The sequence below is a fragment of the Actinobaculum suis genome, assembly GCF_900102025.1.
GTDB lineage: Bacteria > Actinomycetota > Actinomycetes > Actinomycetales > Actinomycetaceae > Actinobaculum > Actinobaculum suis.
In genome coordinates this window covers 1-23,570 of the sequence record NZ_FNAU01000019.1, presented here as the reverse complement: position 1 = coordinate 23,570, position 23,570 = coordinate 1, and the positions used below count along the sequence as shown (strand labels likewise).

The following is a 23,570-nucleotide window of genomic DNA, read 5'->3' as shown; positions in this document are numbered from 1 at the left end:
GCGCGGAATATGTTTTACGGGACATGGTAGAAGACTACCTTTCTCCGGCTGAACGCCGGGGCTAGCCTATGTCCACCAACAGGGGGTCAGGTCCAACCCCGTCCTTACCCGTACCGTTCCAGTCACCAACAATCACGCGGTCACCAGCATTACCATAAGCAAACTCGAACGCAGCCTTGGTATCTTCCAGCTTGCTTTGCACGTAGAAGATATTTCCACGCACAGCGGCCAAGGTATCCTTGCCGTCCCCGTTCCAATCCCCCGCAATAAGGGTATCGGCCGGGTTGCCGTAGGCATAAACCTCATCGGCTACGCCAGTGGTCAGCGAGTTACGGACGAACACTTGGTTGCCGCGAACTACGGCAATGGTGTCTTTACCATCACCGTTCCAGTCCCCTACCAGGACTTCATCCCCGGCGTTACCGTAGGCAAACTCGAACTGGGCAACACCACTAAACCCATTCGTGCCTAGGAAGAGGTTGCCCCGGCGCACCATAGGCGTATCGATGCCGTCACCATCCCAGTCACCAAAGATGATTTCATCGTTCGGGTTGCCATAGTTAACCGTACGATCAGCCTTACCCTGATCCCACGCATTCACATACAACACACCACGAGCATCTTTACCAACCGCCCACACACCAACCGGCTTTTCAACGGCAGGTTTGTCGGCACCTTCAGCACCGGTCTCTGTTCCGGTCTCGGTACCTTCAGCGCCCGTCTGGCCGGCGTCGGTCTGCTTATCAGCGCCCGACTTTTCGCCGTCCTTCTTTTCATCAGACTTGCTTTCGTCGGACTTTTCGCCGGTAGAGGTTTCTTCGCCCTTAGACTTTTCGCCCTCTTCCTGCGTCGTGCCTGCTTCTTGGTCAGTTTGCGTGCCGGCATCTTCAGCACCGGTCTCTGTTCCGGTCTCGGTACCCTCAGCACCAGTCTGGCCTGCGTCTTCAGCTCCGGCCTCGGTACCTTCAACGCCGGTTTCCGTCGTCGTTACTTCTTCTTGTGTAGCCCCAGATTCTTCCGTGGTTTCCGCAGCCGCGGTTTCGGCGCGCGCGGTGAGCCACTGGGAAGAGTCAAGCGGTTCGGCCACTACCCGGATCTCGGAGACAGCGCCCCAGAAGCCGTGCCGATCGGTACCATCAAGGTTCTGGCCCCCACCGATTCGCCAGGGAGCTACGCCCTTGGTCGGATACCCGGTTGAAATGCCGTTGTGGTTTGCTCCGGTGCGGTTACGCAGAATCAAGTTGCCGTTCACGTACACCTTGACGGAATTATCGGCTGGGTCATTTACCGCAGCTACGTGGTAGAAATTATTGTCCTTGAAGATCTCTCCAGACCAGTTCGACCAGCCTTCAACATCATCCGCACCGGCCGACTTCCACTGCACCTCATTCAGATTAGAAATAGAGAGCCGCGCCGAACCATCATTTTCTTGCAGTGCATCCACGTGCCGATTCAAAATCGTCTGCGTTTCGTTCACCGATCCAGGAGAAAGCGCGAACACGGCTTCTACCGTGTAACCATCGCGGAACTCTTCTTTATTAATCGGCGCATTTGCCGCGGTTTCGAAATAGTCGAAAATCTCGCGCGTTGCCGGCGTGAACAGCACCGAGTTTTCCGCTGCCGAATAGGCATGGGAAGCCTTCTCTCCGGTCTGCAACTCGGCCGTCCCACCCAGAATGTTATCGTGATAGGCCATATCATTGCCGTTACCCGAAATATCGGTGAACTGGAGCTTGCCGTCCACCATTTCCGGGCGCCAATGCGCGGAGGTTGTTGCTACGTGCGGGAAATCCTCGGCATTCTGCGGTGCTACCAAAGAGGTTTGCTCCGGTTCTTCATAGGTTGCCAGCCACGTGTTGAGCTTTTCGGTACCCGAAGGCGTAACCGTAGGTTCCGTGCCAATCTTCAGCTCGGGGAAGCGTTCCCGGAAATTAAAATCGATCGTGAAGGTCTGATTTTCCCCGGTTAGCTTCGCAATATCTTCACCGCTCAAAGTGTCCTGCGGCTTTTGCATTACCCAAGGTGAGAAGGAGGTTTGCGTAATCTTCCCGGCATCCAGGTCGAATTCCACGAGCCCCATGTAACCATTCCCGCCCATATAGGCCATCTGGTAGTCCATTAGCACTTGGTAGACGGGATGTCCGGCGTCGTTAGTACGCTCCCACTTCGTGGCACCATGGTGATGCCCGTTGAAAGTAAGGAAGATTTGGTCATTCTTGCGAATCAGTTTCTCCCACAGTTTTTCGCCGAAAGCCGTGGGAATAGCCGTGTTACCATCCGAACCAACATTGATGAGCTGGTGCGAATTGAGAATCGTGGGCACGCCCGGGTGTTCATCTAGCACCTTCTGGCCCCAGGCTATGGCCGTATCATCGGCTTCCCAAGAGAAGTTCAGGACCAGGAACTGTGTGCCCGCAACGTCTACCAGATGTGCTTCGTGGGCGCCGGTCTGCGGATCACGTTCCACAAAAGTAGAGTTGTATGCCGCGCGTTCCGGTGAGAACCAGTGCGTATAGGTCGAATATTCGCTTGCCAGGCCTTCTTCTTCGGCGGTGCGCCCCACATCATGGTTGCCTGCCAAAATCGAATAAGGCTGGCGGGCGTCCTCCAAAATTGCCATCGCGTGCGAAGCGACTTCCCATTCGCCGGGCTTATGCACCCGGTCCACAATATCGCCCAGGTGCATCGTGAATTCGATGCCATATTCAGCGGCATTATCCGCGATCCACTGGGTTTGGGTTTCGTATGGGCGCGAATTGTAGAGCGGGGTGTAAACGTCACCGTCCGAAGTTTCGGCCGTATACCGCGAATAGAATTGCGTATCCGGCAAGATCGCCATCGCGAAACGCGAGGTACCGTTTCCAGTGCTGGCTTCGCCAGCTTGCTGAGTATCCCCGCCCGTGTTTTCAGCAACGACGCCGGCTTCCCCGCCAGCCGTGGTTTCCCCACTCTGTTCCGGTGCGGCAAAGGCTGCCGTTGCACCCACTGGTACAGCGATAGTGGCAGCAGCCAGAGCAGCACATATTTTCTTAGCTATGCGCATGAACACTCCTTCTCATTTTCCCTGGTCCGGTTACGGAACACTCAGGGCATCATGGCGTGTTCAGGCTAAAAAAGATGCGTAAACACCAGCGCAAATGCGGGTTGCGATTGGGTAAAGAATCGGCCGCAGATTGCTCTGCGGCCGATTCTTTAGATTATGCTCTTTTGGTAGTCCTCTATTCCCACCCGGTGAGGCGGAGTCGTTTGCTTTCTGCTGGGCTACCCGCCGCAGCGCGGCGCAAGAGGTCTTCCAGGCTATCGGTACCAGCACGTACCTGTTTGCCAGAAAGGGCATCAAGTTTGCCATCCGCAAAGGCCCGCGTGATTTCCACAGAAAGCTCCACCGGCGTCCAGTCCGAGCGGTCCGCATGGGCTTTGATCCCGGCCGTCATATCGGTCTGTACCACTCCGGGTGCCAAAGATAGCACCCGCAAGCCACGCTCATATCCAGCTTCGTGTAAGGCACCCGCCAAACGGAACAAAGCCGTTTTGGAAACGTAGTAGGCCGGGGCAAGCGGGTTATCAACTACTGCGGCCCCGCTGGAAAGATCGAGGATCCGCCCGCCACCGCGTTCCAACATGGCCGGTACGAGCGCGTGCTGAATTCGGAAGGGAACGGAGAGGTTGACTTGCATGGTGCGGTCAAAATCTTCCGGGCTGGCCTCCCACGGCACTTTTTCTTCCCCGAAAACACCCGCACAGTTAATGATCATGTCGATCTCGTGTGTGGAGCGGAGGATAGAAAGCATTTCCCGGACCGATTTTTCTTTCGCGAAATCACAGCCGATGGTAATAACATCGCTCCCCTTGACTTCGCATTCGCCCGCGGTGCCGTTCAAACGAGACACCTTCGAAGCCACTAGGATCAAGGTTCGCCCAGGCTGAGCCAAGCCTACGGCGAGGGAACGCCCAATTCCCCGGGAAGCTCCGGTAATAAGTACCGTTTGGGCCGGGCCGAGCACCCTAGCCTTGTTTTCCGGTTTCGAAGCTGAATCGTTCTTCAGCATGTTAGCGGAAAGACGGTGATGGCCGGTACTTTCACGCACATAATCTTGATCATGAGCCATTAGGCACGCAACTCCGCTTTGAACTTCTTGGCCATAGCCTTCACTACCTTCTTCCGTAGGGCTGCCACTTCATCGGCTTTCAAAGTGTGGTCTGCCCGGAAACGCAACGCGTATGCCAGCGATTTCTTACCCTCGGGGATTTGGTCGCCGGTATATACATCGAAAAGCCGCAGGTCTTCCAGGAGAGCACCGGCCGCCTGGCGGATGCAAGCTTCCACATCCGCGGCCCGTACTTCATTATCCACAATAAAGGCGAGGTCTTCCTTCGCCGCGGGATAGGTAAGTACCGGAAGGATTTCCCGAGTTTCCGTACCGGCGTTTTCGAATACCGCATCGGTATCGATTTCAAAGGCAACCGAACGTTTCGGCAAATCGAAAGCACGGCATACTGCCGGAGCTAGTTCCCCGGCATAGCCCACCGGTTTGCCGGCAACCAAGAGTTGCGCGCAGCGGCCCGGGTGCCAGGGTGCGCGCTCGGCGGCCCGCACTTCAACTTCGCTGCTCAGGCCGATCACTCGCCGGGCGGCATCAATCGCATCTCGCCAATCCCAGGTCACCGCTGTGAACCCAGCTTGGTTTTCGGTCACTTGCCCGCACGCAATCCCGGCCACGTTATGCGGCTGGGAAGGAATTGCCGCATGTAGGGCCGCTATTTCGGATTCGCTGGGCCGCTTACCTGCCTGCGGAATCGGGGCCGGGGTAATTCCTGCGGGGTGTACCACATGCCCGGTTTCAAAGATTGCCACTACCGGGTTGCCACGCCGCACATTCAACGCGGCGGTATCCAGTAAGGAATCAAGGATCGAAGTGCGTAGTAGCGGCTTTTCTTCTTGTAAAGGATTTTGCAACCGCAAAGCCGTACGGCGCGAATCCGTAGCTGGCAAGCCTTCCTTATCAAAAGTCGCTTCGCCTACGAAGGGGTAGCTCAATACTTGTACCCAGCCGGCTTCCGCCAAGGTCCGGGAAATATCGCGGCGTTGGCGCTGCCGGGCAGTTAGCCCGCTTCCGGCCGGGGCTTGCGGCACCCGGCTTGGAATTTCGTCATAGCCTACGAGCCGGGCTACTTCTTCCACGAAATGTGCCGGGCCGGTGAGATCATGGCGCCACGTTGGCGGGGTTACTTCGAGGACGGCGCGGGATGGATCGCCCGCGGCTGCGGCGTCGTCGGAAATATCTACCACCGCGCACCCAATATCTTCGAGGAGCTCACGCACCCGAGAAACCGGGATTTCCAAACCGAGCAGGCGCGCCACTTCCGCCACCGGGAACCGGTAAGCGGCCATGGGCTGTACGGAACCATAATCGCCGACCACCGGATCGGCAGTTCCCCCACCGTATTCGACCAGTATGTCCACTACTTTTTGCATGGCTACGGCGGCCACCGCGGCGTCGATCCCGCGTTCGAAACGCTTGGAAGCTTCCGAATGGAGGCGATGGCGGCGCGCAGTCCGCGAAATCGTGACCGATTCGAATACCCCGGCCTCCAGCAAAATATTGCGCGTGGAATCCGAAATTTCGGTGCTTTCCCCGCCCATTACGCCAGCCAGGCCAATTGCGCGGGCGCCGCGGCCACCTTCCGAATCGGTAATCAGCAGATCTTCCGGATCGAGAGTGCGGGTCACCTCATCCAAAGTGACGAGCTTTTCACTCGGTGTAGCTCGCCGCACTACGATCGGCGCGGTGAGTTTATCGAGGTCATAAGCGTGCATGGGCTGGCCAAGATCAAGCATTACGTAATTCGTGGCATCTACCGCCAAAGAAATCGGCCGCATGCCTGCTTCGGTGAGCCGGTCTCGCATCCACTTCGGGGAAGGTGCGGCCGGGTCTACCCCGCGCACAATCCGCGCCACGTACCGTTCGCATCCTTTCACACCGTGGATCGGTGCCTGGTCGTCTTGCTCCACCGGGAAGGCTTTTGCATTATCAACGGGCGGCAAAGGTGCGGGCAGATTAGCTGGCAACCCCGGATCGCGGAAAGCCGCGCCCGTGGAATGGTGGTATTCGCGTGCCACCCCGCGCATCGAGAAACAGTAGCCGCGATCAGGCGTAACGTTTATCTCCAAGGTTTCCCCGGGGATCCCGAGGTAGCCGAGCACGTCCTCCCCCACGGCTGGGAGCTGGGCAATCTTTTCGGTTTCCGAAGGGCCGGCCAGCACAATAATGCCGGAGCTGTCGCCTTCCAAACCCAGTTCCTGGAAGGAACAGATCATGCCATCCGAAATATGCCCGTAGGTTTTCCGGGCACTGATTTGGAAATCTCCGGGAAGCACGGCACCGGGCAAAGAAACTACAACGTAGTCCCCTACCTCAAAATTATGGGCTCCGCAAATAATCCCGCGAGAAGCCACATCGGCCGGTTCTTTTCCTTCTCCCGGCGCGTCATTATGGGCGCCAACATCCACGCGGCAATAGTTGATCACCTTGCCGTTGGACTGTTTTTTGGCTTCCCGGCTCAAAACTTTGCCCACCACTACCGGGCCCTGTACCGGCCCGGGGTGGATCTCTTCTTCTTCCAAACCTACTTTTACGAGGTCGCGCGCCAATTGTGCGGCGGTTAGGTCCGCCGGAAGTTCTACGTGTTGGCCGAGCCAATCAATTGGAATAAGCGGCATTAGTTTCCCCTCCCGGTGGTTCCGAACTGTAGCGAGAAGCGCACATCACCTTCGACCATATCGCGCATATCCGCAATCGAATGGCGCAGCATGAGCGTGCGCTCAATACCCATGCCGAACGCGAACCCGGTAAATTCATCCGGATCGATGCCGTTATTGCGGAGCACTTCCGGGTTTACCATTCCGCAACCGCCCCATTCGATCCATCCCGGCCCGTCCTTCTTTTGCGGGAACCACAGGTCCATTTCCGCGCTCGGTTCGGTGAAGGGGAAGAAGCTGGGCCGCAACCGGGTGTGTGCTTCCGGCCCGAACATCGACCGGGCGAAATGATCCAGCGTGCCCTTCAAATCTGCCATGGTGAGCCCGCGATCAACGGCAAGCCCCTCAATCTGGTGGAACACCGGGGTGTGAGTGGCGTCCAAAGCATCCGTGCGGAACACCTTCCCCGGGCAGGCAATATAAAGCGGAGCCCCGTAACGGAGCAAAGAGTGCGACTGCACGGGCGAAGTGTGGGTGCGCAACATTAGCCCCGGTTGCGCTACCGCTGCCGGGGCGCTGGCTGGTGTATCAGTCGCAGCGCTAGCTGCTGCCTCGGCGCGCGCCGGTTCCGTGCTGGTACCTGCCGCTGTTTCGTTTGCCGAGCCGACGCCGGCCAGCTGGCTATTTACCACGCCGTCCACATAGAAGGAATCTTGCATTTGGCGGGCCGGATGGTCGGGACCAAAGTTTAAGGAATCGAAGTTGAACCACTCGTGTTCGACTTCCGGGCCCTCAGCGATCTGCCAGCCCATGGAGACGAAGAAATCGCAAATATCTTCTTCCAGGACGGTGAGCGGATGGCGTGCCCCTACCGGGCCGCGCCGCGTGGGTAAAGTGACGTCCACGCTTTCTTCCGCTAATTGCGCAGCTTCGGCAGCTGCTTCTACCCGGGCATCGGCCTGTGCGAGGGCCTCCTGGATAGTTTTTCGCGCCTGCCCCACGAGCTTACCTGCCACCGGCTTATCAGCCTTATCAAGATTGCGGATTTGCTGATTAGCTTTGGTAATCGGGGCCGCATCGCCGCTATGTGCTAACCGCGCCGCTTTCAATTCTTCTGGGGTGCGCGCCGCCGCGAATGCAGCCTGAGCCGCTGCTACCGCTGCGGCCACTCCAGCTTCATCGAGCGGGCTAAGTGTTTCCGACATACGTGCCTTCCTTCGTCGCTTAACCACAAAGATTCTAGTCAATTCGCCTAGCTAGTGCGCGGCCGGTTCATGTGAGCCACCTTTCGCAATAGGCGTCAGCAAAGCCCGCGCGGCGCTGCCATGCGTGCACGTGTGAGCGCCACGCGCAGCGCGGCTCGTGAGGGTCTATTCCAAGTGCTCGCGCGCCTGTTTTTCTTTTTGCAACTCCGCATTAGAACGGCCTGAAACCCCGGTTCCGGGCTTGGCATTTTTGACGCGATACTTGGCGCGGGCTTCTTCTTCCAGGAGGCGGTAGTAGAGCACTTTACAATCATTGACGGTGAGTTCCGGATGACGTTTGCGGATCTCCAAAATCCCGGCTTGCGCGCCCTCGTTTTCCCCCATTACCAGCGCCGCGGCTTTATCTTCTAAGCTCAAACCCCGGCGCTTCGATTTTGATGAATAGAAATCGCGCCACAGGTAGAAAGCCCACAGCACCAAAATAATGCCGAAGGCAATCGCAAAGTAAAGAAAGCCGCGATCCATATTTTCCCCTGTTCTTTCTCTCTCCGGCCCTGCCCGCCTCCCGCGGCAGCTATACGCCTGCGCGAGCCCCGGCACGGCTATACACCTGCGCGAGCCCCGGCACGGCTATACACCTGCGCGAGCCCCGGCACGGCTATACACCTGCGCGAGCCCCGGCACGGCTAGTAAAAACTGCCGCGCCGGGGTTTACTTACCTATCCTGCAATTCTTTTTTGGCCGTATGCACTTTGCCGCAAGCTCGGCGGCACATATCCCGGCCCGCCATATCCCAGCCAGGCAAAAATGCATAAGTGCCTAGCTTGCTAGGAGCGTGCGTAGAGCGGTACTTCCGGCCACAGAGTTTCGTAACGATGCCCGGTGAGATCTTCCAGTACCTTCTTCGTTTCCGAAGTGACGTCTTCCTTGGAGCCGCCCTCTTCCAGCCGCTTGGTTTCGGCCATGAGAATATCGTGCGTTTCCTTGTTGAGGTAGACGAACCGGGAAATGATCCAGGCGCAGATAATCAGGATTGCCGGCAAGATAATAGTCACGAAAGCGATACCGTGCATAGCCGGCGCGGACTGCACTACCTCGCACTTATCCGCCGTCATCGCGCACGGCTCGAAGCCGTTTACGTGAGTGAGCGGGGTATGGCCTAGCTGTTGGGCGTAGCCTTCCCAATCCACATTCGCGTACTTATCGGCAGTGCCCGCGAGCTTCTGGCCGAAACCGGCGGCCGCTGCGTCCTTAGCTTCCAGCGGTTTTATGTACCCGGTGTGGTCCATGATAAAACCGACGATCCAGGTGCCCAGCGCGCCAGTGAGCTTACGGAAGAAGGTCATGACGGAAGCGTAAATACCGGCCCGGTGTTCCCGAGTCATCACGTAATCGACGTCGGGCATAAACGGATACACGTTCCACGGGGTGAACTCGAGGAGCGCGCGCCCGGCCTGATACACAACCGCGGTTAGCAACATCCACGCGAAGGGGTTGGACGGCTTGAGCAAGTACACGAGCCCTACGCCGAGCAACGACACCAAAATGAAGGAGAAGGACATCGACCACAAGAACCGCGGCCCTTTCCGTACCATCAAGAAACCGGCAATGACCGTTACCGGCAAACCAACGATGGAAACTGCTTGCAGCCACAAGCCCTGCGCTTCCGTCTGGAAGATCACGTACACCGTGAAGAAGGTTAGCGCCGAAGCGTAAACATCCTTACCGGTATAGGAGAAGAGATAGACGCCGAGGTGCTTGACGTACGAAGAAAGCTTGAATACCGAGATGAACTCGAACCAGGTGTGTTTGATCGACCCCACGAAACCAAACTTCGGCTGGGATTCCATTTTGATAATCGTTTCTGGATCGAGCGGCTTCTCCCAGGTGGTGAAGTAGGTAAATATAACGCCCAGGAAATAGAGAATGCCGAGGACGATACCGGTAATCAGGTAAGCGTTCGGGTTTCCGGTTTGCTTCACTATGGCCGGAATGAAGAAGGCCGCAAAGGTACCGGTGGCCGAAAGGAACATGCGCGTGGAGGAAAGCTTGGTGCGCTCGGTGTAGTCATCCGTCATTTCGGTGGGCAAAGTTTCCCAAGGAATGAGGATAAGCGCGATCAGGATTTCGATCACCAGATAGATGACCAGGTAGTACCAGAATCCCTTCTGCGTCATCCATAGGAAGGGGAAGGTGATCGCGAGCAGCGGGGCGGATATCAGCAAGAAGAAATGCCGGCGTCCGAACCGCTTACCTAGCCGGGTCCGATAGAAGTTATCGGTAATAGTGCCAATAAAGACGGCCGCGATTGCATCCACAATGCGGGCAACGAGCAGAATCGTGCCGCCCTGGGTTGCCGTCAAACCCCCATAATTGGAGAAGAAGAACAGGAGCAGGCCGGAAATAATCGTATTCCAGCCGCCGCCCATGAAGTCCACAGTTCCAAAGCCAATGGAACGGAACATCGTTACGGGTTTCTTGGTGTAAACCCGCAAATTCTTATATTTGTCATATTCGCGCTGGAGGCGTTTTTCTCCTCCAGTAGCGATACGTCTTCGTTTGCCATGACATTATCTTTCTCGTATGTGACGCGCCGGGCGGGCATTAGTGCACCAGTGCAGCGAGGCCTTGCTCAGTCCTTTACCTGCTCAGTCCGTCACCAAATTTCTCAGACAGATAGTTTATTTCGGCACTATCGGCAGAACTTTGGGTACAAAGTCCATTGCGGTGCGTAAACTTTGCCTGCTCGCGCCCTTTAGGTGTTGTTTTCACTTCTCTTAACTCCCGTGTTACGGATGCAACAATTTAGCTATGTGAAGCCAAACCCACACTTCCTTACGATACTCCCGCGCACCGGGAATACCAGTGCACAACAAAAGTAAGCTCTACCCATGGGAAATTTCACATGCGGAAATCCTCGTTTCCCTATCCCGATTGGCGGCCTGCGCTACGCGGTATTCTTAGTTCAGTCCCGATCACTGCCGACCGGGCGTTGGACCTATGAGGAGGATAGATTCCTATGACTGCGCAGCCTCTTGAATTGCATCCCGACCGTCTTTTCCCGGCGGATCCGAAGGTGCGTGAAATTGCACGCGAGCTCTATAACGAAGAGCAAAAGTATCCGATTATTTCTCCGCACGGCCATGTGCCGCCGCAATGGTTGGCCGATAATGAACCTTTTGCTGATCCCACCAGCATGTTGCTCACCCCTGACCACTACACGAACCGGATTCTCCACTCGGTAGGCAGTGTAGACCTGGCCGATCTGGGAGTTCCGGTAGGTTCGCCAATGACGCCGGAGAAGTCCCGTGCCGCGTGGCGTCTTTTCTGCAAGAACTGGTGGGTGTTCCGGGGCACTGCAGTACAGTTCTGGTTTGAATCCGAGTTCTACGACGTGTTTGGCATTCGGGTACGCCCCTCCGAGGAAACTGCCGATCAGATTTATGACCAGATCAATGAGGCTCTAAAGACCGAAGAGTTCCTCCCCCGCTCCCTGTACAAGCGTTTCAACCTGGCGATGTTGGCCACCACCGATGATCCTTGTGATGACCTGCGTTACCATGAAAAGCTCGCCAATGATCCCACCTGGGATGGGCGCGTGACCCCGACCTTCCGGCCGGATGCTTATCTGGAACCGGCCCGGCCTACCTTTAAGGCCTTGACGGAAAAGTTGGGTGAAACTGCTGATCAAGACGTTTCTACCTACGCCGGGCATTTGGAGGCCATGCGCAAGCGCCGCCTGTTCTTCAAGGAGCACGGCGCGGTTTCTTCTGATCACTCGCATAAGGATCCGGGCACGGCCCGCCTTTCCGATCACGAAGCGGAAACTCTCTACCAGCAGGCTTTGGCCGGCAAGATTTCGCCGGAAGACGGCGATCGGCTCCGCCGCCACATGATTAATGACCAGGCGCATTTGGCTGCCGAAGACGGACTGGTAATGACGATTCACCCCGCCGTGTTCCGCAACCACGATGAGCAGGCTTTCGCCCAACTCGGTGCCGATGTGGGTGGCGATATCCCGATGAAGGTGGAATTCACGCGCAACCTGCAGCCCCTGCTGACGGAGCTCGGTAACCACCCGAACTTCCAGCTAATTGCCTTCACCATTGATCAGGATGTCTACCAGCGCGAACTGGCACCGCTGGCCGGTTACTACCGTTCCGTGTACGTGGGCGCGCCGTGGTGGTTCATTGACTACGCCGATGCGATCACTCGCTACCGCGAGCAGGTAACGCCCTACGGTACGTTCTACAAGACCACGGGCATGATTGACGATACCCGCGCTTTCGCTTCCATCCCGGCCCGTCACGATGTGGCGCGCCGCGTGGATGCCGGCTATCTAGCTCGCCTGGTGGCCGAACACCGCCTGGCCATGGACGAAGCGCTGCAAGTGGCGGCTGATCTCGTCTCCACCATCCCGACCCGCGCCTTCAAGCTCAACGGCTAAGCGCGCCAAGCTCAACGGCTAAGCGCGCTGAGCTCAGCGGCTAGCGCGCCAAGCTCAGCGGCTAAGCACACGCGGTAAGCCGTGCACGGTAAGCACCGGTAAGCACCGGTAAGCACCGGTAAGCACCGGTAAGGCCGCGCGCCGGCTTCCGCAACGTACCGGCTGCAGTAGCTGTACCGGCTTGGGCACAGCGCGGGCTTCGGCTCACGGCTAAGGCCCAAGCCGCGCGAAAGTCTCATAAGAACGCCCCGGAAACGACGTAACGGATGCATTTCCGCCACAGTTTCCGGGGCGTTTCATTTGCGAGCAGTGTGCTTTTACCCTGCGTGGGCATCGCCGCGCCAGCCTTTGCGGAAGCCTTCGTGCGGCGCGGGTTTATCGTGAGGGTTGCGGATCTGCTTGTTGTAGGCGCGCGGTAGCCGAAAGTACGACGGCGGCCGAAACCGCAACATTGAGGGATTCTGCTTTCCCATATACCGGAATTGACACCGTGGTATCCCAGCAGGGTGTAGTTCCGGCCAGACCGTGAGCTTCATTGCCGAAGATCCAGGCCACGGGCGCCGCTAAATCAAGTTGCGGCCGTGCAGTCCCCAAGAAACGAGATTCGTGCGCATTGTCAAGCAACGTAGTTAGGTCCCAATCTCCATGCCCATCCGCGGCCAAAACTTGCATACCGGCCTGTTTGCAGGCCGCACCGGCTTCCGCAATATCAGCATCGGCCAGCACTGGCACATGGAAAATAGAACCCGCGGTGGAACGGATCGTTTTGGGATTCCACGGATCGGCCGCACCTTTGCCGAGGATAACGGCGTCGGCACCGAAGAAATCGGCGGTGCGAATAATCGTGCCGATATTGCCCGGATCTTGCACGGCGAGCGTCATTACGATCAGCCGCGCCTGGCCGCAAAGTTCCTCCAAGCTAGCGCGCGGCGGAATATCGATAACGGCAGCAATACCTTGGGCGCTGCGGGAGATTTTTTGTAGCTGAACTTCGGTAATGCGATGCCAGTACACGGCGCTACTTTTGAGCAGGGCGGCGATATCGGCGTGGCGTTCAAGGAAAGTCTCTTCTACGTATACGTCACGAACCAGCGTACTTTGCCAGGTCAGCAATTCGCGTACCGCCTGTGGACCTTCCACCAAAGTGCGTTGGTAGCGGCGCCGATAATTCGGCTGGGCAAGTTTTTGGGCGCGCTCAAACTGCGCCTTCGTCATGGGTTTTTCCACTCCCACATGTTCCCACATGTTCCGGCTACTTGCACCCGCACGTGCCAGTTATTTGCACCCGTTCTTCCCAGTTACCTACACCCGCGGTGCCGGTTATTGGCCACCTGCACGTCCCAGCCACTTGCACCCGCACATGCCGGCCGCGCGCACCCACAGTGCCCAGCCACTAACACTCAAACGGCCCCGCTACTAGCCTCCAAGTGTGGTGGACTGGTGCGGATAGTGCGGAACCAAGGCAGTATCAGAGAAGATGCCAGAAGCACCCCAAAAAATGAGTTCTTGCATGCGGCGTTGGTCATTCACCGTCCACACATTCACCTCGAACCCTTCTTCCCGTACGTGGGCAATTGCCGCCCCATCCAATCCGGTATTGCTCGGATGCAAGGCGGCCCCGCCCAAACTCTCCAAAAGCTCACGCCAATTACTATGCCACCACGGCCCTTCCACTAGGGCACCAAGCTGGAGATGCGGGGCTAGCCTATGCACATACCGTAAAAGGTCATGGTCGAAGGAAGAAATCAGCAAATGGCTGGAATCATACGGGGCAATCTCCGCAAGGACCTTTGCTGCTGCCACGGTGTTTGCATTACCACTAAGCCCACGCGGGTTTACTTTCAGCTCTAGGTTGAGCCCCATACCGGCCTCTTGGGCGAAATCAAGCAGGTCCCGCAGGCGCGGAATTGGTTCGCCCGTAAATTCCGGAGCGAACCAGGAGCCGGCGTCTAGCTGGGTGAGTTCGGCGAGCGTACGTGTAGCTAGCGGGCCGCTCCCATTGGTGGTGCGATCCAAGGTGTCATCATGAAATAGAACTAGCTCTCCATCGGCAGTGATGGAGATATCAGTTTCGATCCACTCGTAACCCGCAACGCGGGCCGCGCGGAAAGAAGCCATGGTGTTTTCGGGTGCTTGCGCGCTTAGCCCCCGATGGGCAAAAAATCTTACCGGCATAGAAGTAAGCGTACCTCGCACCATTGGCGCACTCAGCCGTTTTTTATGAAGAGCAACCAGGTGAGGAAGATGAGGAATACCGCGGCGCATCCTCCCCAAACCACCAGACTTGTTTGCGCCTTTTCCCATTGGGAAGAATCCTTAGCTCGTATTTTTTTACTAACCTCGGGAAACACCCAAATACTTAACGCAATCCCCACAGATGTAATAAGAAATGATAGCCACCATTCAGCTATGAACTCTCCTAGGGTAGAGTGCGTGCCCATAGAGTAGAGAAACATTATTGCAATATCGGCGAGCTCAAGTATCAGAAAAAGCAGTAACTTTTTCACTTTAGCCTCCGGTCGAACTTATATGGTCTGCGTTCATCCATAAGGGTTCAGCAAACACTATTCCAAGGAACAAAAACTTCGATCGCTTTCCCTACCGCGGACCCACAAGCAAACTGAACGACGGGGCCAAAAGGTCCAGACGCTACACTCAATGGGGCGCAAACAAGCCCGTTCCAGCCAATTAGGAAAGCATATTTTCCGACTTTAGCTCTCGTACACCCCTCCCTCCTTGATACCCGAGGATAGTTTGGCACGCCTCCACCGCTATCCATAATTGGCATGAAAGCTTCAGGTAAGTAATAATCGCCAGGGCCAATTTCATGACCAGGTACGTCGTACTGTACCCAAGAGGAGTCATGAGATGGCGAGAGCGACTGATGTTCGGAGAGTATGACTCCATTCATTGGTGTGGCTAAGAAAGCGAGCGCCACTAACGGTGCTGTAAATGTAGTAATCATGTGTCTGATGTTACACTCACAGTGTGATTCATGTCAAGATGACCCGGGTGCGCCATTTTCCTGACCATTGGCCAGATTGGAACTCGGCGCGTACCGCCAGCGAACCTGTTCGAAACCGGTCACATCTTTACCTATGCACCGTTTTTATGGCATTAGTTAGTAGCTCTGTCTAAATAAATTGAAGCCCAATTCCGCTTACCATATTTCGCCGCTAATACGGGAAAAACTGGGTGGATGGTAGCACGTTGCGGTACTACCACCCACCCAGGTAAAGCTATGAAGCTACACGGTCGCGCTAAGCGCGACCTTTTATAGCCAAATTTTATAGCCAAATTATGCAGTTTTAGGCCACTTTCAGAGCTTTTAGGCTACTTTCGGAGCGTTGACGTCTTCCGGAAGCGCTGCCCGAGCTGCTTCCACAACTGCCTTGAAAGCTTCCGGATCGTTTACAGCCATTTCCGCGAGCTGCCGGCGATCCACTTCAATTCCAGCCAAGTTGCAACCTTGGATGAAGCGGTTGTAGGTCATGCCTTCTGCCCGAGCCGCAGCGTTAATGCGCTGAATCCACAGACGGCGGAAGTTATTCTTCCGCTTCTTGCGGTCGTTGTAGTTGTATACAAACGAGTGCGTGACCTGTTCCTTTGCCTTCCGGTAAAGGCGCGAACGCTGCCCACGGTATCCCGAGGCGCGTTCGAGTACGGTGCGGCGCTTCTTCTTCGCGTTTACAGAACGCTTGACGCGTGCCATCTATAATCCCTCTTTCCTCAAAGCCTCTAGATACCCAAGAGACGGCGAACTTGCTTTACGTCGGCGCGGTGGACCTGCTGGTCCTTAGAGAGACGCCGCTTACGCCGCGAGCTCTTCACTTCGAGAAGGTGGCGCTTGTTCACCCGTTCCCGCATCAGCTTGCCAGAACCCGTACGACGGATCCGCTTCTTCATACCCGAATGGGTTTTGTTTTTAGGCATAGTCAGTCCTTCTAAGCCGCTTACGCGGTACCATTTCTAGTCCGTTTTGTCAGTTTTCTTGGAGCGTGCTTCGGCGTTTACCCGCGCGTTTTCTTGTTGCCGCTTAGCACGTTCAGCCCCGTGTGCACGGCGGCTTTCGCGTTCTGCTTCGCGGCGACGCCGCTGATCGGATTTCGCTTCCGTCTTCTTCCGGATCGGGGCCAAAACCATAGACATATTTCGCCCTTCGGCCCGCGGAGCTGCTTCAACCGTAGAAACCTCGGAAAGTTCTTCCGCCAAACCGTTCAGGAGCTCAACACCAAGTTGCGGACGCGACTGTTCACGGCCGCGGAACCGGAGATCGAATTTAACCTTATCGCCACTATTAAGGAAGCGTTCAGCCTGATTCTTCTTGGTGTTGTAGTCGTTCTGGTCGATCTTCATGCCAATACGGATCGACTTCACCTGGGCGTTAGAGCGGTTACGCCGTGCGGCACGCTCCTTCTGCGCCGCCTCGTACTTGTACTTTCCGTAGTCCATAAGCTTGGCGACGGGCGGGTTCGAATTCGGCGCTACCTCAACGAGATCAAGATTCGCCTCAACAGCAACCCGCAGTGCGTCTTCAGTTTTGACGACGCCTACCTGCTCGCCGCCTGGCCCCACAAGGCGTACCTTGGGGACGCGTATGCGCTCATTGACACGTGGTTCTTTGTTGTTAATTGCAGTTCCTCTATATCCTCAACATGACAAATACGCACGGAGAAACCATGAGGACACTGATCGCAGACGATCATGAGCCGCTCTACCCGCCACCCCGAAGCCAAAGGCTTCTCCCCTTCGGTGCTCAAACAGTTACGGGCGCCAAAAGGTGGGCAACTAGGTGGGATTCCTCCACTTGCGGTCCGGCGGTTGCCGGTCGGTCGGGTGATAGTTTACCAGTTTGAGGTTCTTTTCGCGAATAGCTTGCGGTGACGTCTACCGCATCCAGGCGGCAGTCCCACCGCAAGTCAATGCAATGGGCAGACCCCCTGCGAAATAGTGAACCTTGCGGGCCGGTTACCCTTGCAGGCCGGTTACCCCTGCGGGCCGGTTAGCCTTGCGGGCCGGCTGCTTCCAGGGCAGCGGCGAAGCTAAAGTTTCCCGCATAAAACGCTTTTCCAATAATTGCTGAATCGACGCCGTACGCGCCCAGCTCTCGCAGGCTAACAATATCGGCGAGGGAACGGACTCCCCCGGAAGCAATAATTTTGCCGCGGGTAGCTTTTCCAACCTTGCGCAATAATTCCAGATCCGGGCCGGTTAGCATGCCGTCCCGGTCTACATCGGTAACTACATACCGTGCACAGCCAGCCGCTTCTAAGCGTTCTAACATGCGCCACATATTTCCAGCCGGTACCTGTGAACCGCGGGCAATAATCTCCTCCCCGCGCACGTCAATTCCTACCGCTATCCGGTCTCCATACTCGGCTATTGCTTCTTCCACCCATTCAGGTTCGGCTAGCGCGGCGGCGCTAATCACGGCTCGGCGTGCGCCCGTAGCTAGGGCGGCATCGAGGGCCGCGCGGGTAGCAATACCACCCGAAATCTGAATATCTACCGGCACCTGCCCAATAATCTGCGCCAGCAACTCAGCATTATTGCCCCGTTGGAAGGCAGCGTCCAGATCCACGAGGTGAATATAGTTCGCCCCGGCCGCAATAAATTCTTCCACGGCCTGGCGCGGATCCCCATAGTTCTCTTCACTTCCGGCCTGCCCTTGGCGCAGCCGCACTGACTGGCCATTTTCCACATCAACGGCCGGTAAAAGTTGCAAGCCCGCGGCAGCGGTCTGCGCTACCGGGTTCTTTTCACTGGGGTTCCGATTCATGGTTCTCCTTTTCTGGCCCCTCGGCAGAATCCCCTTCCTGCCTACCCGCCAAATCCGGTTCCTGCCCGGCTGCGGAATCCAGTTCCCGCTTTCCCGCGGAATCCGGTTCCTGCTCGCCTACGGCAGCCGGCTCATCCGGCGTGCTTCTGGCCTGGGGTGCCGGCTCGTTTTCCGCTACTGCGCCAGATTCGGTTTCGCGGGGCGCCTGGCTTTTGGCAGTTTCGCGATGCCGCCGCTCGCCTTCGTTGATAAGCATATCGAGATCGTCAATCGTCATATCCGCAGTATTGAGCGTGCCCCTCGGATCATCATCTTCACCCAGCACGGTTTTTTCTACCTGCGGATCAAGCGCGTTAAGCATCAGCCCGGAGGGGATTTCCTCCCCGGCTTTCCCGTTCTGGTAGCGCCGAGCCTGCACATTGCCAGAGATTCCGGCGTCGTACCCTTCCTCATCATCAACCAAAGTGACGTTTACGAGTACGCATCCATACGGGGAAAGCTGGGAGAGCATCGCGGCCACGGCCGGGCCGTCATCGCTGGGGTTAGCGGTATCTTCCTCAGGATCAGGGCCGGTGATATTACGAATATCCCATTCGTCATATTCCGGCACCGGTACGTCCCGAGTGATTAGCGCGCCCGATTCGGTGGGAATCACCCGCACTTGCAGGCCGTGCAAGAGGCATACTCCCGCTACCGCTTCTATATTGGCAAACGGAGTAACAACAACAAATCTCTTGGTTTTTTGTGCCATATGCAGGTTCTTCCTAACTTTCTGCCCTTACGCGCGGTTAGCCGCTTAGGCGTTTTCCCAGGTGCCGATGAGGATACCGCGGCCCAGAATATGCCCGCGTGCCAGGAAATGGGCTACCGCCGGGCGGGTTTCCGGATCCAGATCCAAGCGCGTATCCAGAGCGTGGATCGCAAAGAAGTAGCGATGCGGGCCATCTCCCACTGGCGGAGCCGCGCCTTGGAAGTCCCGGGTCACGCCGTCGTTATACAAACTGATCGAGCCTTCCGGCATGGCAACTGCGGTCCCGCCCTCTAGTTCGGTCATATCCGCGGGCAAGTTGGCAACCAACCAGTGCCAGTACCCGGAAGGGGTGGGAGCGTCCGGATCGTAAACGGAAAGCATGAGGCTTTCGGTGCCGGCCGGCGCCGGGTCCCAAGAAAGCTGCGGGCACCGGTCCGCGCCGCCGGGTGTGCTTCCCGCGCCGGTGGCCGATTCGGGAAGCTGACCGCCAGCGGTGAAGTCTGCGGAACGGAGTTGCAGATCTACCGTGCCGGCCTCCAGGCCCGCGAAGGGATCATAGTTCTTACGCAATGTATTCCTCCTTGACCTATTTATCTTTTTTCTTGCTTATTTGTAAGCTTATCGGTTGCGCCCCTAACCTTATCGGTTGCGCCCCCAAAACGGCGGTTGCGGGAAGCGAAATCGGCACATGCTTGCCAGAGTTCTTCCCGGCCGAAATCCGGCCACATAACGTCCGTGAAGTACAGTTCCGCGTACGAAGATTCCCACATGAGGAAGTTTGAGGTACGTAGTTCTCCCCCGGTGCGGATGAGAAGATCGACGTCGGACATATTGGGAACGTAGAGCCGTTCTGCAATAGTTTTCTCAGTAATATCTCCGGGCCGGAGTTGCCCGGCCTGAACTTCCGCGGCTATCTGGCGGGTGACGTCTACAATCTCTGCCCGGCCTCCGTAATTGATGCACACATTCGCTTTGAGCCCCGTATTTTCGCGGGTGAGAAGCCGTGCATCAAAAATCTCTTTGAGCACGGAACTCCAGAGCCGTTGCGGCCGGCCCGCCCATTCCACTTTCACATTCCAGCTGTGCAAGGTAGCGAGGTTTTCGTGGATTAGTTGGCGCGAAAAGCCCATCAAGAAGGAAACTTCGGTGGGTGAACGGCGCCAGTTTTCGGTGGAAAAGGCATATACGGAAAGTTCTGAAATCCCGATTTCGATTGCTCCGGCCACTACGTCCATCATGGCGTTTCCGCCGGCGCGGTGTCCTTCTGTTCTGGGTAGGCCGCGCGCATTCGCCCACCGGCCGTTGCCGTCCATAACTATGGCCACGTGCCGAGGTACTTTCGATAATTGCGGCGGTTTGATTCCTTCCCGATGGAGAGGCGTTGCCGGGCCGGCGGAGTTCGCGCGTGCGTCGTCGTTCATGGGTCAAAGTCTAGACTGCCCTCCTGGGAACAGACCACTTTGCCACCCGTTCGGCGCTAGGCGGGACGGACCATATCGAGGGAACGGATTTTGCGTTCTAGATGCCATTGCGCATAGGCCTTAACATATTTTCCGGTAATTTTTTCCACCGCGGGGGCAGCGGCGTCAATGGTGGGCCAATCCCCTGCCAGCAGGGCGCGTAATAAGGTTACCGTATCCGTGCTGGGCCGGGCCGAACCGGAAGTGGCGCACTGTTGGCACAGCATTCCACCTGCTTGTACATTGAAGGCGACGAGGTTTTCCGGACGCCCGCAAACCGCGCATTTTTCCACCGCGAGCCGCCAGCCCGCAATATCCAGAGCCCGCAAAATATAGGAAGCTAGTACCAAACCGGGCCGGTGTTGCCGATTTGCGAGCACATTAAGCGCACCGAGGAAGAGCAAATACTGTTCCGGATCGGATTCACCTTCGGCGCAGAGCCGCTCAACGATTTCTGCCATGGCGCTACCCGCCGCGTATTTTTCATAATCCGTGCTGATTTCTCGGCCAAAAGGTACCAGGCACGCCACCTCGGTAACGGTATCGAGATTACGCCCCCGATACATTTGAATATCGACTAGCGAAAATGGTTCTAACCGGGCCCCGAAACGCGATTTGGTACGCCGCACCCCTTTCGCGACGCCGCGCATAATGCCGTGGTTGCGCGAGATCAGGGTGATGATGCGATCAGCTTCACCGAGGTCATGCGTGCGCAGAACCACCGCCTCATCCCGATAAAGCTTCACCTGGCTATTATCGCATGCCTGCCCGCTACTGCCAGCACCAGCCGTCACCCGGCGCGGCGAACAGGGCCCGCGCTGAAACGACCCCGGCGAAAAAGGGGCCCGCGCGCAAAGGGCCCGCGTGGGATTATCGCGGCGCGACATTCCCACGCGGGCTACTACCTATTTCAATAGTTACCGTAGGTGCGGTTTTACTTGCGGCGCGCGAGGTTTTCTGCGGCGCGCGCGGTTCTAGCTGCTATGAGCGCGGTTCTAGCTGCGGTGGGCGCGGTTTACGGCAGAAATGATTGCCTTCAAAGCAGCCCGCGTAGTGGAAGTATGAATTCCGCATCCCCACAAAACTTGGCCGTTTACTTCGCATTCCACATAGGCAGCTGCGGTGGCATCCCCACCTTCGCCGAGGGCATGTTCTTGGTAGTCGAGCACGTGGACGTCTTCACCCATGCGGCCCAAACCCTTCACGAAGGCATCGATCGGGCCGTTACCTTCCGAATCCACGGTGATTTCCGTGCCGTCAGCTTGCTTTTCCAGAACCGCCTTGAGGAAGGAAGTGCCGCCGCGCTTATTACCAAATTCCATCTCCCGCAGGCGGTATTTACCCCAGCGTTTTCCTTGGGAATCTGCCGGCAAGTATTCGTCCTTGAAAATATCCCAGATTTTCTCCGCAGAAATTTCGTGGCCCACGGTATCTGTGTAGTGCTTGATAATGCGCGAGAGCTCCATTTGCATCCGGCGCGGGAGATCCATGTGCCGCGTGGATTTCAGAATATAGGCAACCCCGCCCTTACCGGACTGGGAATTCACCCGCACAATCGCATCATAGGTACGGCCCACATCCTTAGGATCCAAAGGCAGGTAAGGCAAATCCCACGGAACTGCCAGTTCATCTCCCCCAGCGGCTTCCAGCCGCGCCTGGCGATCGTCCATTCCCTTCTTGATCGCATCTTGATGCGAACCGGAGAAGGACGTGTAAACGAGCGCGCCGGCATAGGGCGTGCGCGGGGGTACATCCATCTGGTTGCAATATTCAGAAACGCGCACAACCTCATCAATATCCGAGAAGTCGAGCTGCGGATCAATCCCCTGCGTGTACAAGTTCATGGCCACATTTACCAGGTCTACATTCCCGGTTCTTTCCCCCTGCCCGAATAGGCAGCCTTCGATACGGTCCGCGCCGGCCAGCATAGCCAGTTCCGTAGTTGCTACGCCGGTGCCGCGATCATTGTGGTTGTGCGCGGAAAGGCAAATGTATTCCCGGCGGGAAAGATTTCGGCTCATCCACTCGATTTGGTCGGCATAAACATTCGGCGTGGCGCGCTCTACCGTCGTCGGCAAATTCAGGATAATTTCGCGCTCCGCATCCGGCTGCCACACGTCCATTACCGCTTCGCATACTTCGAGGGCGTAGTCCAGTTCGGTATCCACGAAAATTTCGGGTGAATATTCCAGACCCCACACGGTATCTGTATCCCCTACTTTTTCGATATAGGACATTACTTCCTGGGTGCCGCGAATTGCCAAGTTCTTAATACCTGCCCGGTCGGTACCGAAAACGACCCGGCGGAATACCGGCGAAGTGGCATTGTAAATATGTACCGTGGCACGCGGAAAACCGGCCAGGGAATCAATCGTACGCTGAATGAGTTCCGGGCGCGACTGCGTGAGCACGGATACCGTGACATCTTCAGGCACCGCATCAGTTTCTGCCAGAGAGCGCACGAATTCCCATTCGGTTTCCGAAGCGGCGGGGAAACCGATCTCGATTTCCTTGAACCCCATTTTTACGAGCTGATCGAACATGGCGCGCTTCTTGGAAATGCTCATGGGATCCGGCAATGCTTGGTTGCCATCGCGCAGGTCAGTGGAAAGCCACCGCGGAGCTTTCGTGATTCTATTATTGGGCCACAGCCGATCCGGGAGAGAAACCGGGTTTGTTTCCAAAAACGGCCGATACTTTTGGTACGGCATTCCGGACGGCTGCTGACGGTTCGCAAAACCTGATGTCTTCATATTCTCTTCTCTTTGCTCTACTACTGAGCTTTGCTCTGCCTAGCCTTGCTCTATTGAGCTTTTGCTCTACCTAATTCGAACCCGTCCTCGGCAGGGCCCCACATATAGGGCCGATAGGACCAGGCGACCGGCGGGATACAGTTTTAGCCGCCGCGGGTAGCCGAGTCTTCAGAGCCCGCGACGGCGAAGAAGTAGTAGCAGCCCTTCAATCCTTGCCAAACGCATGCCCCTATCCTAGGCATACTTTTGTAATTATTCTGGGCTGCGTCCATTTTGTGGACTATAGCACCGCAAACAGACCATAACTTACGAGACCGTAAACAGGCCATAACTTAGCAGGTAGGAACGGACGCTGAATAACAACACCTAGAAGCAACGTTGGGCCCGACCCCCGGAAAGTGGACATGGGGGTGGTGTTTATGCTGCAAGGTCAAGTGTAGCTGACGCGTGTTTTTCGAAGGTGTCTGGGGCCTGG

Annotated in this window: 19 protein-coding genes; 1 reads left to right on the top strand and 18 read right to left on the bottom strand. The window is 56.8% G+C overall.

Annotated elements, in window-relative coordinates; translation table 11 throughout:
- Positions 1 to 61: 61 nt before the first annotated feature.
- The 6 genes from BLT47_RS08370 to BLT47_RS08345 form a co-directional block, all read right to left on the bottom strand.
- A complete protein-coding gene (locus BLT47_RS08370) occupies positions 62 to 3,043 on the bottom strand; it encodes a metallophosphoesterase (RefSeq protein ID WP_143021824.1) in 2,982 nt (993 codons plus the stop codon).
- A 175-nt stretch (positions 3,044 to 3,218) separates the two neighbouring features.
- Positions 3,219 to 4,109 carry an SDR family NAD(P)-dependent oxidoreductase gene (locus BLT47_RS08365; RefSeq protein WP_083330186.1) on the bottom strand — a complete coding sequence of 297 codons (891 nt, stop codon included), beginning with the start codon at positions 4,107 to 4,109 and terminating at the stop codon, positions 3,219 to 3,221.
- Entirely contained in the window at positions 4,109 to 6,721 is a 2,613-nt protein-coding gene (pheT, locus tag BLT47_RS08360; protein ID WP_074663755.1) for a phenylalanine--tRNA ligase subunit beta, read from the bottom strand. Before pheT ends, BLT47_RS08365 begins: the two co-directional genes overlap by 1 nt.
- A complete protein-coding gene (gene pheS, locus BLT47_RS08355; RefSeq protein WP_074663751.1) occupies positions 6,721 to 7,905 on the bottom strand; it encodes a phenylalanine--tRNA ligase subunit alpha in 1,185 nt (394 codons plus the stop codon). The genes pheT and pheS overlap by 1 nt, the downstream gene beginning before the upstream one ends.
- A gap of 165 nt (positions 7,906 to 8,070) precedes the next feature.
- A complete protein-coding gene (locus BLT47_RS08350; protein WP_065415330.1) occupies positions 8,071 to 8,430 on the bottom strand; it encodes a hypothetical protein in 360 nt (119 codons plus the stop codon).
- Between the two features lie 302 nt (positions 8,431 to 8,732).
- Positions 8,733 to 10,370: an MFS transporter gene (locus BLT47_RS08345; RefSeq protein WP_083330185.1), complete on the bottom strand. Its 1,638-nt coding sequence runs from the start codon at positions 10,368 to 10,370 to the stop codon at positions 8,733 to 8,735.
- A gap of 554 nt (positions 10,371 to 10,924) precedes the next feature.
- Here BLT47_RS08345 and uxaC point away from each other — a divergent pair.
- A complete protein-coding gene (gene uxaC, locus BLT47_RS08340; protein WP_074663742.1) occupies positions 10,925 to 12,352 on the top strand; it encodes a glucuronate isomerase in 1,428 nt (475 codons plus the stop codon).
- A 375-nt stretch (positions 12,353 to 12,727) separates the two neighbouring features.
- On the opposite strand, the gene BLT47_RS08335 is transcribed toward uxaC, so the two are convergent.
- From BLT47_RS08335 to leuA, 12 genes are all read right to left on the bottom strand, one after another.
- Positions 12,728 to 13,567 (bottom strand): TrmH family RNA methyltransferase, encoded by an 840-nt coding sequence (locus BLT47_RS08335; protein WP_049619477.1) that lies wholly within the window; start codon positions 13,565 to 13,567, stop codon positions 12,728 to 12,730.
- Positions 13,568 to 13,768: 201 nt separating this feature from the next.
- Positions 13,769 to 14,527 carry a glycerophosphodiester phosphodiesterase family protein gene (locus BLT47_RS08330; protein WP_074663766.1) on the bottom strand — a complete coding sequence of 253 codons (759 nt, stop codon included), beginning with the start codon at positions 14,525 to 14,527 and terminating at the stop codon, positions 13,769 to 13,771.
- A 32-nt stretch (positions 14,528 to 14,559) separates the two neighbouring features.
- Entirely contained in the window at positions 14,560 to 14,859 is a 300-nt protein-coding gene (locus tag BLT47_RS09375; RefSeq protein WP_074663738.1) for a hypothetical protein, read from the bottom strand.
- Between the two features lie 821 nt (positions 14,860 to 15,680).
- On the bottom strand, positions 15,681 to 16,064 hold the full coding sequence (gene rplT / locus BLT47_RS08320; protein WP_049619480.1) for a 50S ribosomal protein L20: 384 nt from the start codon (positions 16,062 to 16,064) through the stop codon (positions 15,681 to 15,683).
- Between the two features lie 26 nt (positions 16,065 to 16,090).
- Complete coding sequence (rpmI, locus tag BLT47_RS08315; RefSeq protein ID WP_049619481.1) at positions 16,091 to 16,285, bottom strand: 50S ribosomal protein L35; 195 nt, start codon at positions 16,283 to 16,285, stop codon at positions 16,091 to 16,093.
- A gap of 36 nt (positions 16,286 to 16,321) precedes the next feature.
- Positions 16,322 to 16,984 carry a translation initiation factor IF-3 gene (gene infC, locus BLT47_RS08310; RefSeq protein ID WP_074663734.1) on the bottom strand — a complete coding sequence of 221 codons (663 nt, stop codon included), beginning with the start codon at positions 16,982 to 16,984 and terminating at the stop codon, positions 16,322 to 16,324.
- A gap of 370 nt (positions 16,985 to 17,354) precedes the next feature.
- A complete protein-coding gene (locus BLT47_RS08305) occupies positions 17,355 to 18,131 on the bottom strand; it encodes a HisA/HisF-related TIM barrel protein (RefSeq protein WP_049619483.1) in 777 nt (258 codons plus the stop codon).
- Positions 18,112 to 18,882, bottom strand: a complete 771-nt coding sequence (locus BLT47_RS08300; protein ID WP_074663730.1) for a hypothetical protein — start codon at positions 18,880 to 18,882, stop codon at positions 18,112 to 18,114. The genes BLT47_RS08305 and BLT47_RS08300 overlap by 20 nt, the downstream gene beginning before the upstream one ends.
- Before the next feature lie 45 nt (positions 18,883 to 18,927).
- Entirely contained in the window at positions 18,928 to 19,452 is a 525-nt protein-coding gene (locus tag BLT47_RS08295; protein WP_065415336.1) for a YbhB/YbcL family Raf kinase inhibitor-like protein, read from the bottom strand.
- A 20-nt stretch (positions 19,453 to 19,472) separates the two neighbouring features.
- Entirely contained in the window at positions 19,473 to 20,303 is an 831-nt protein-coding gene (gene uppS / locus BLT47_RS08290; protein ID WP_065415337.1) for a polyprenyl diphosphate synthase, read from the bottom strand.
- Positions 20,304 to 20,359: 56 nt separating this feature from the next.
- Entirely contained in the window at positions 20,360 to 21,088 is a 729-nt protein-coding gene (recO, locus tag BLT47_RS08285) for a DNA repair protein RecO (protein WP_074663762.1), read from the bottom strand.
- A gap of 249 nt (positions 21,089 to 21,337) precedes the next feature.
- Positions 21,338 to 23,095: a 2-isopropylmalate synthase gene (gene leuA, locus BLT47_RS08280; RefSeq protein WP_074663725.1), complete on the bottom strand. Its 1,758-nt coding sequence runs from the start codon at positions 23,093 to 23,095 to the stop codon at positions 21,338 to 21,340.
- Positions 23,096 to 23,570: the final 475 nt, after the last annotated feature.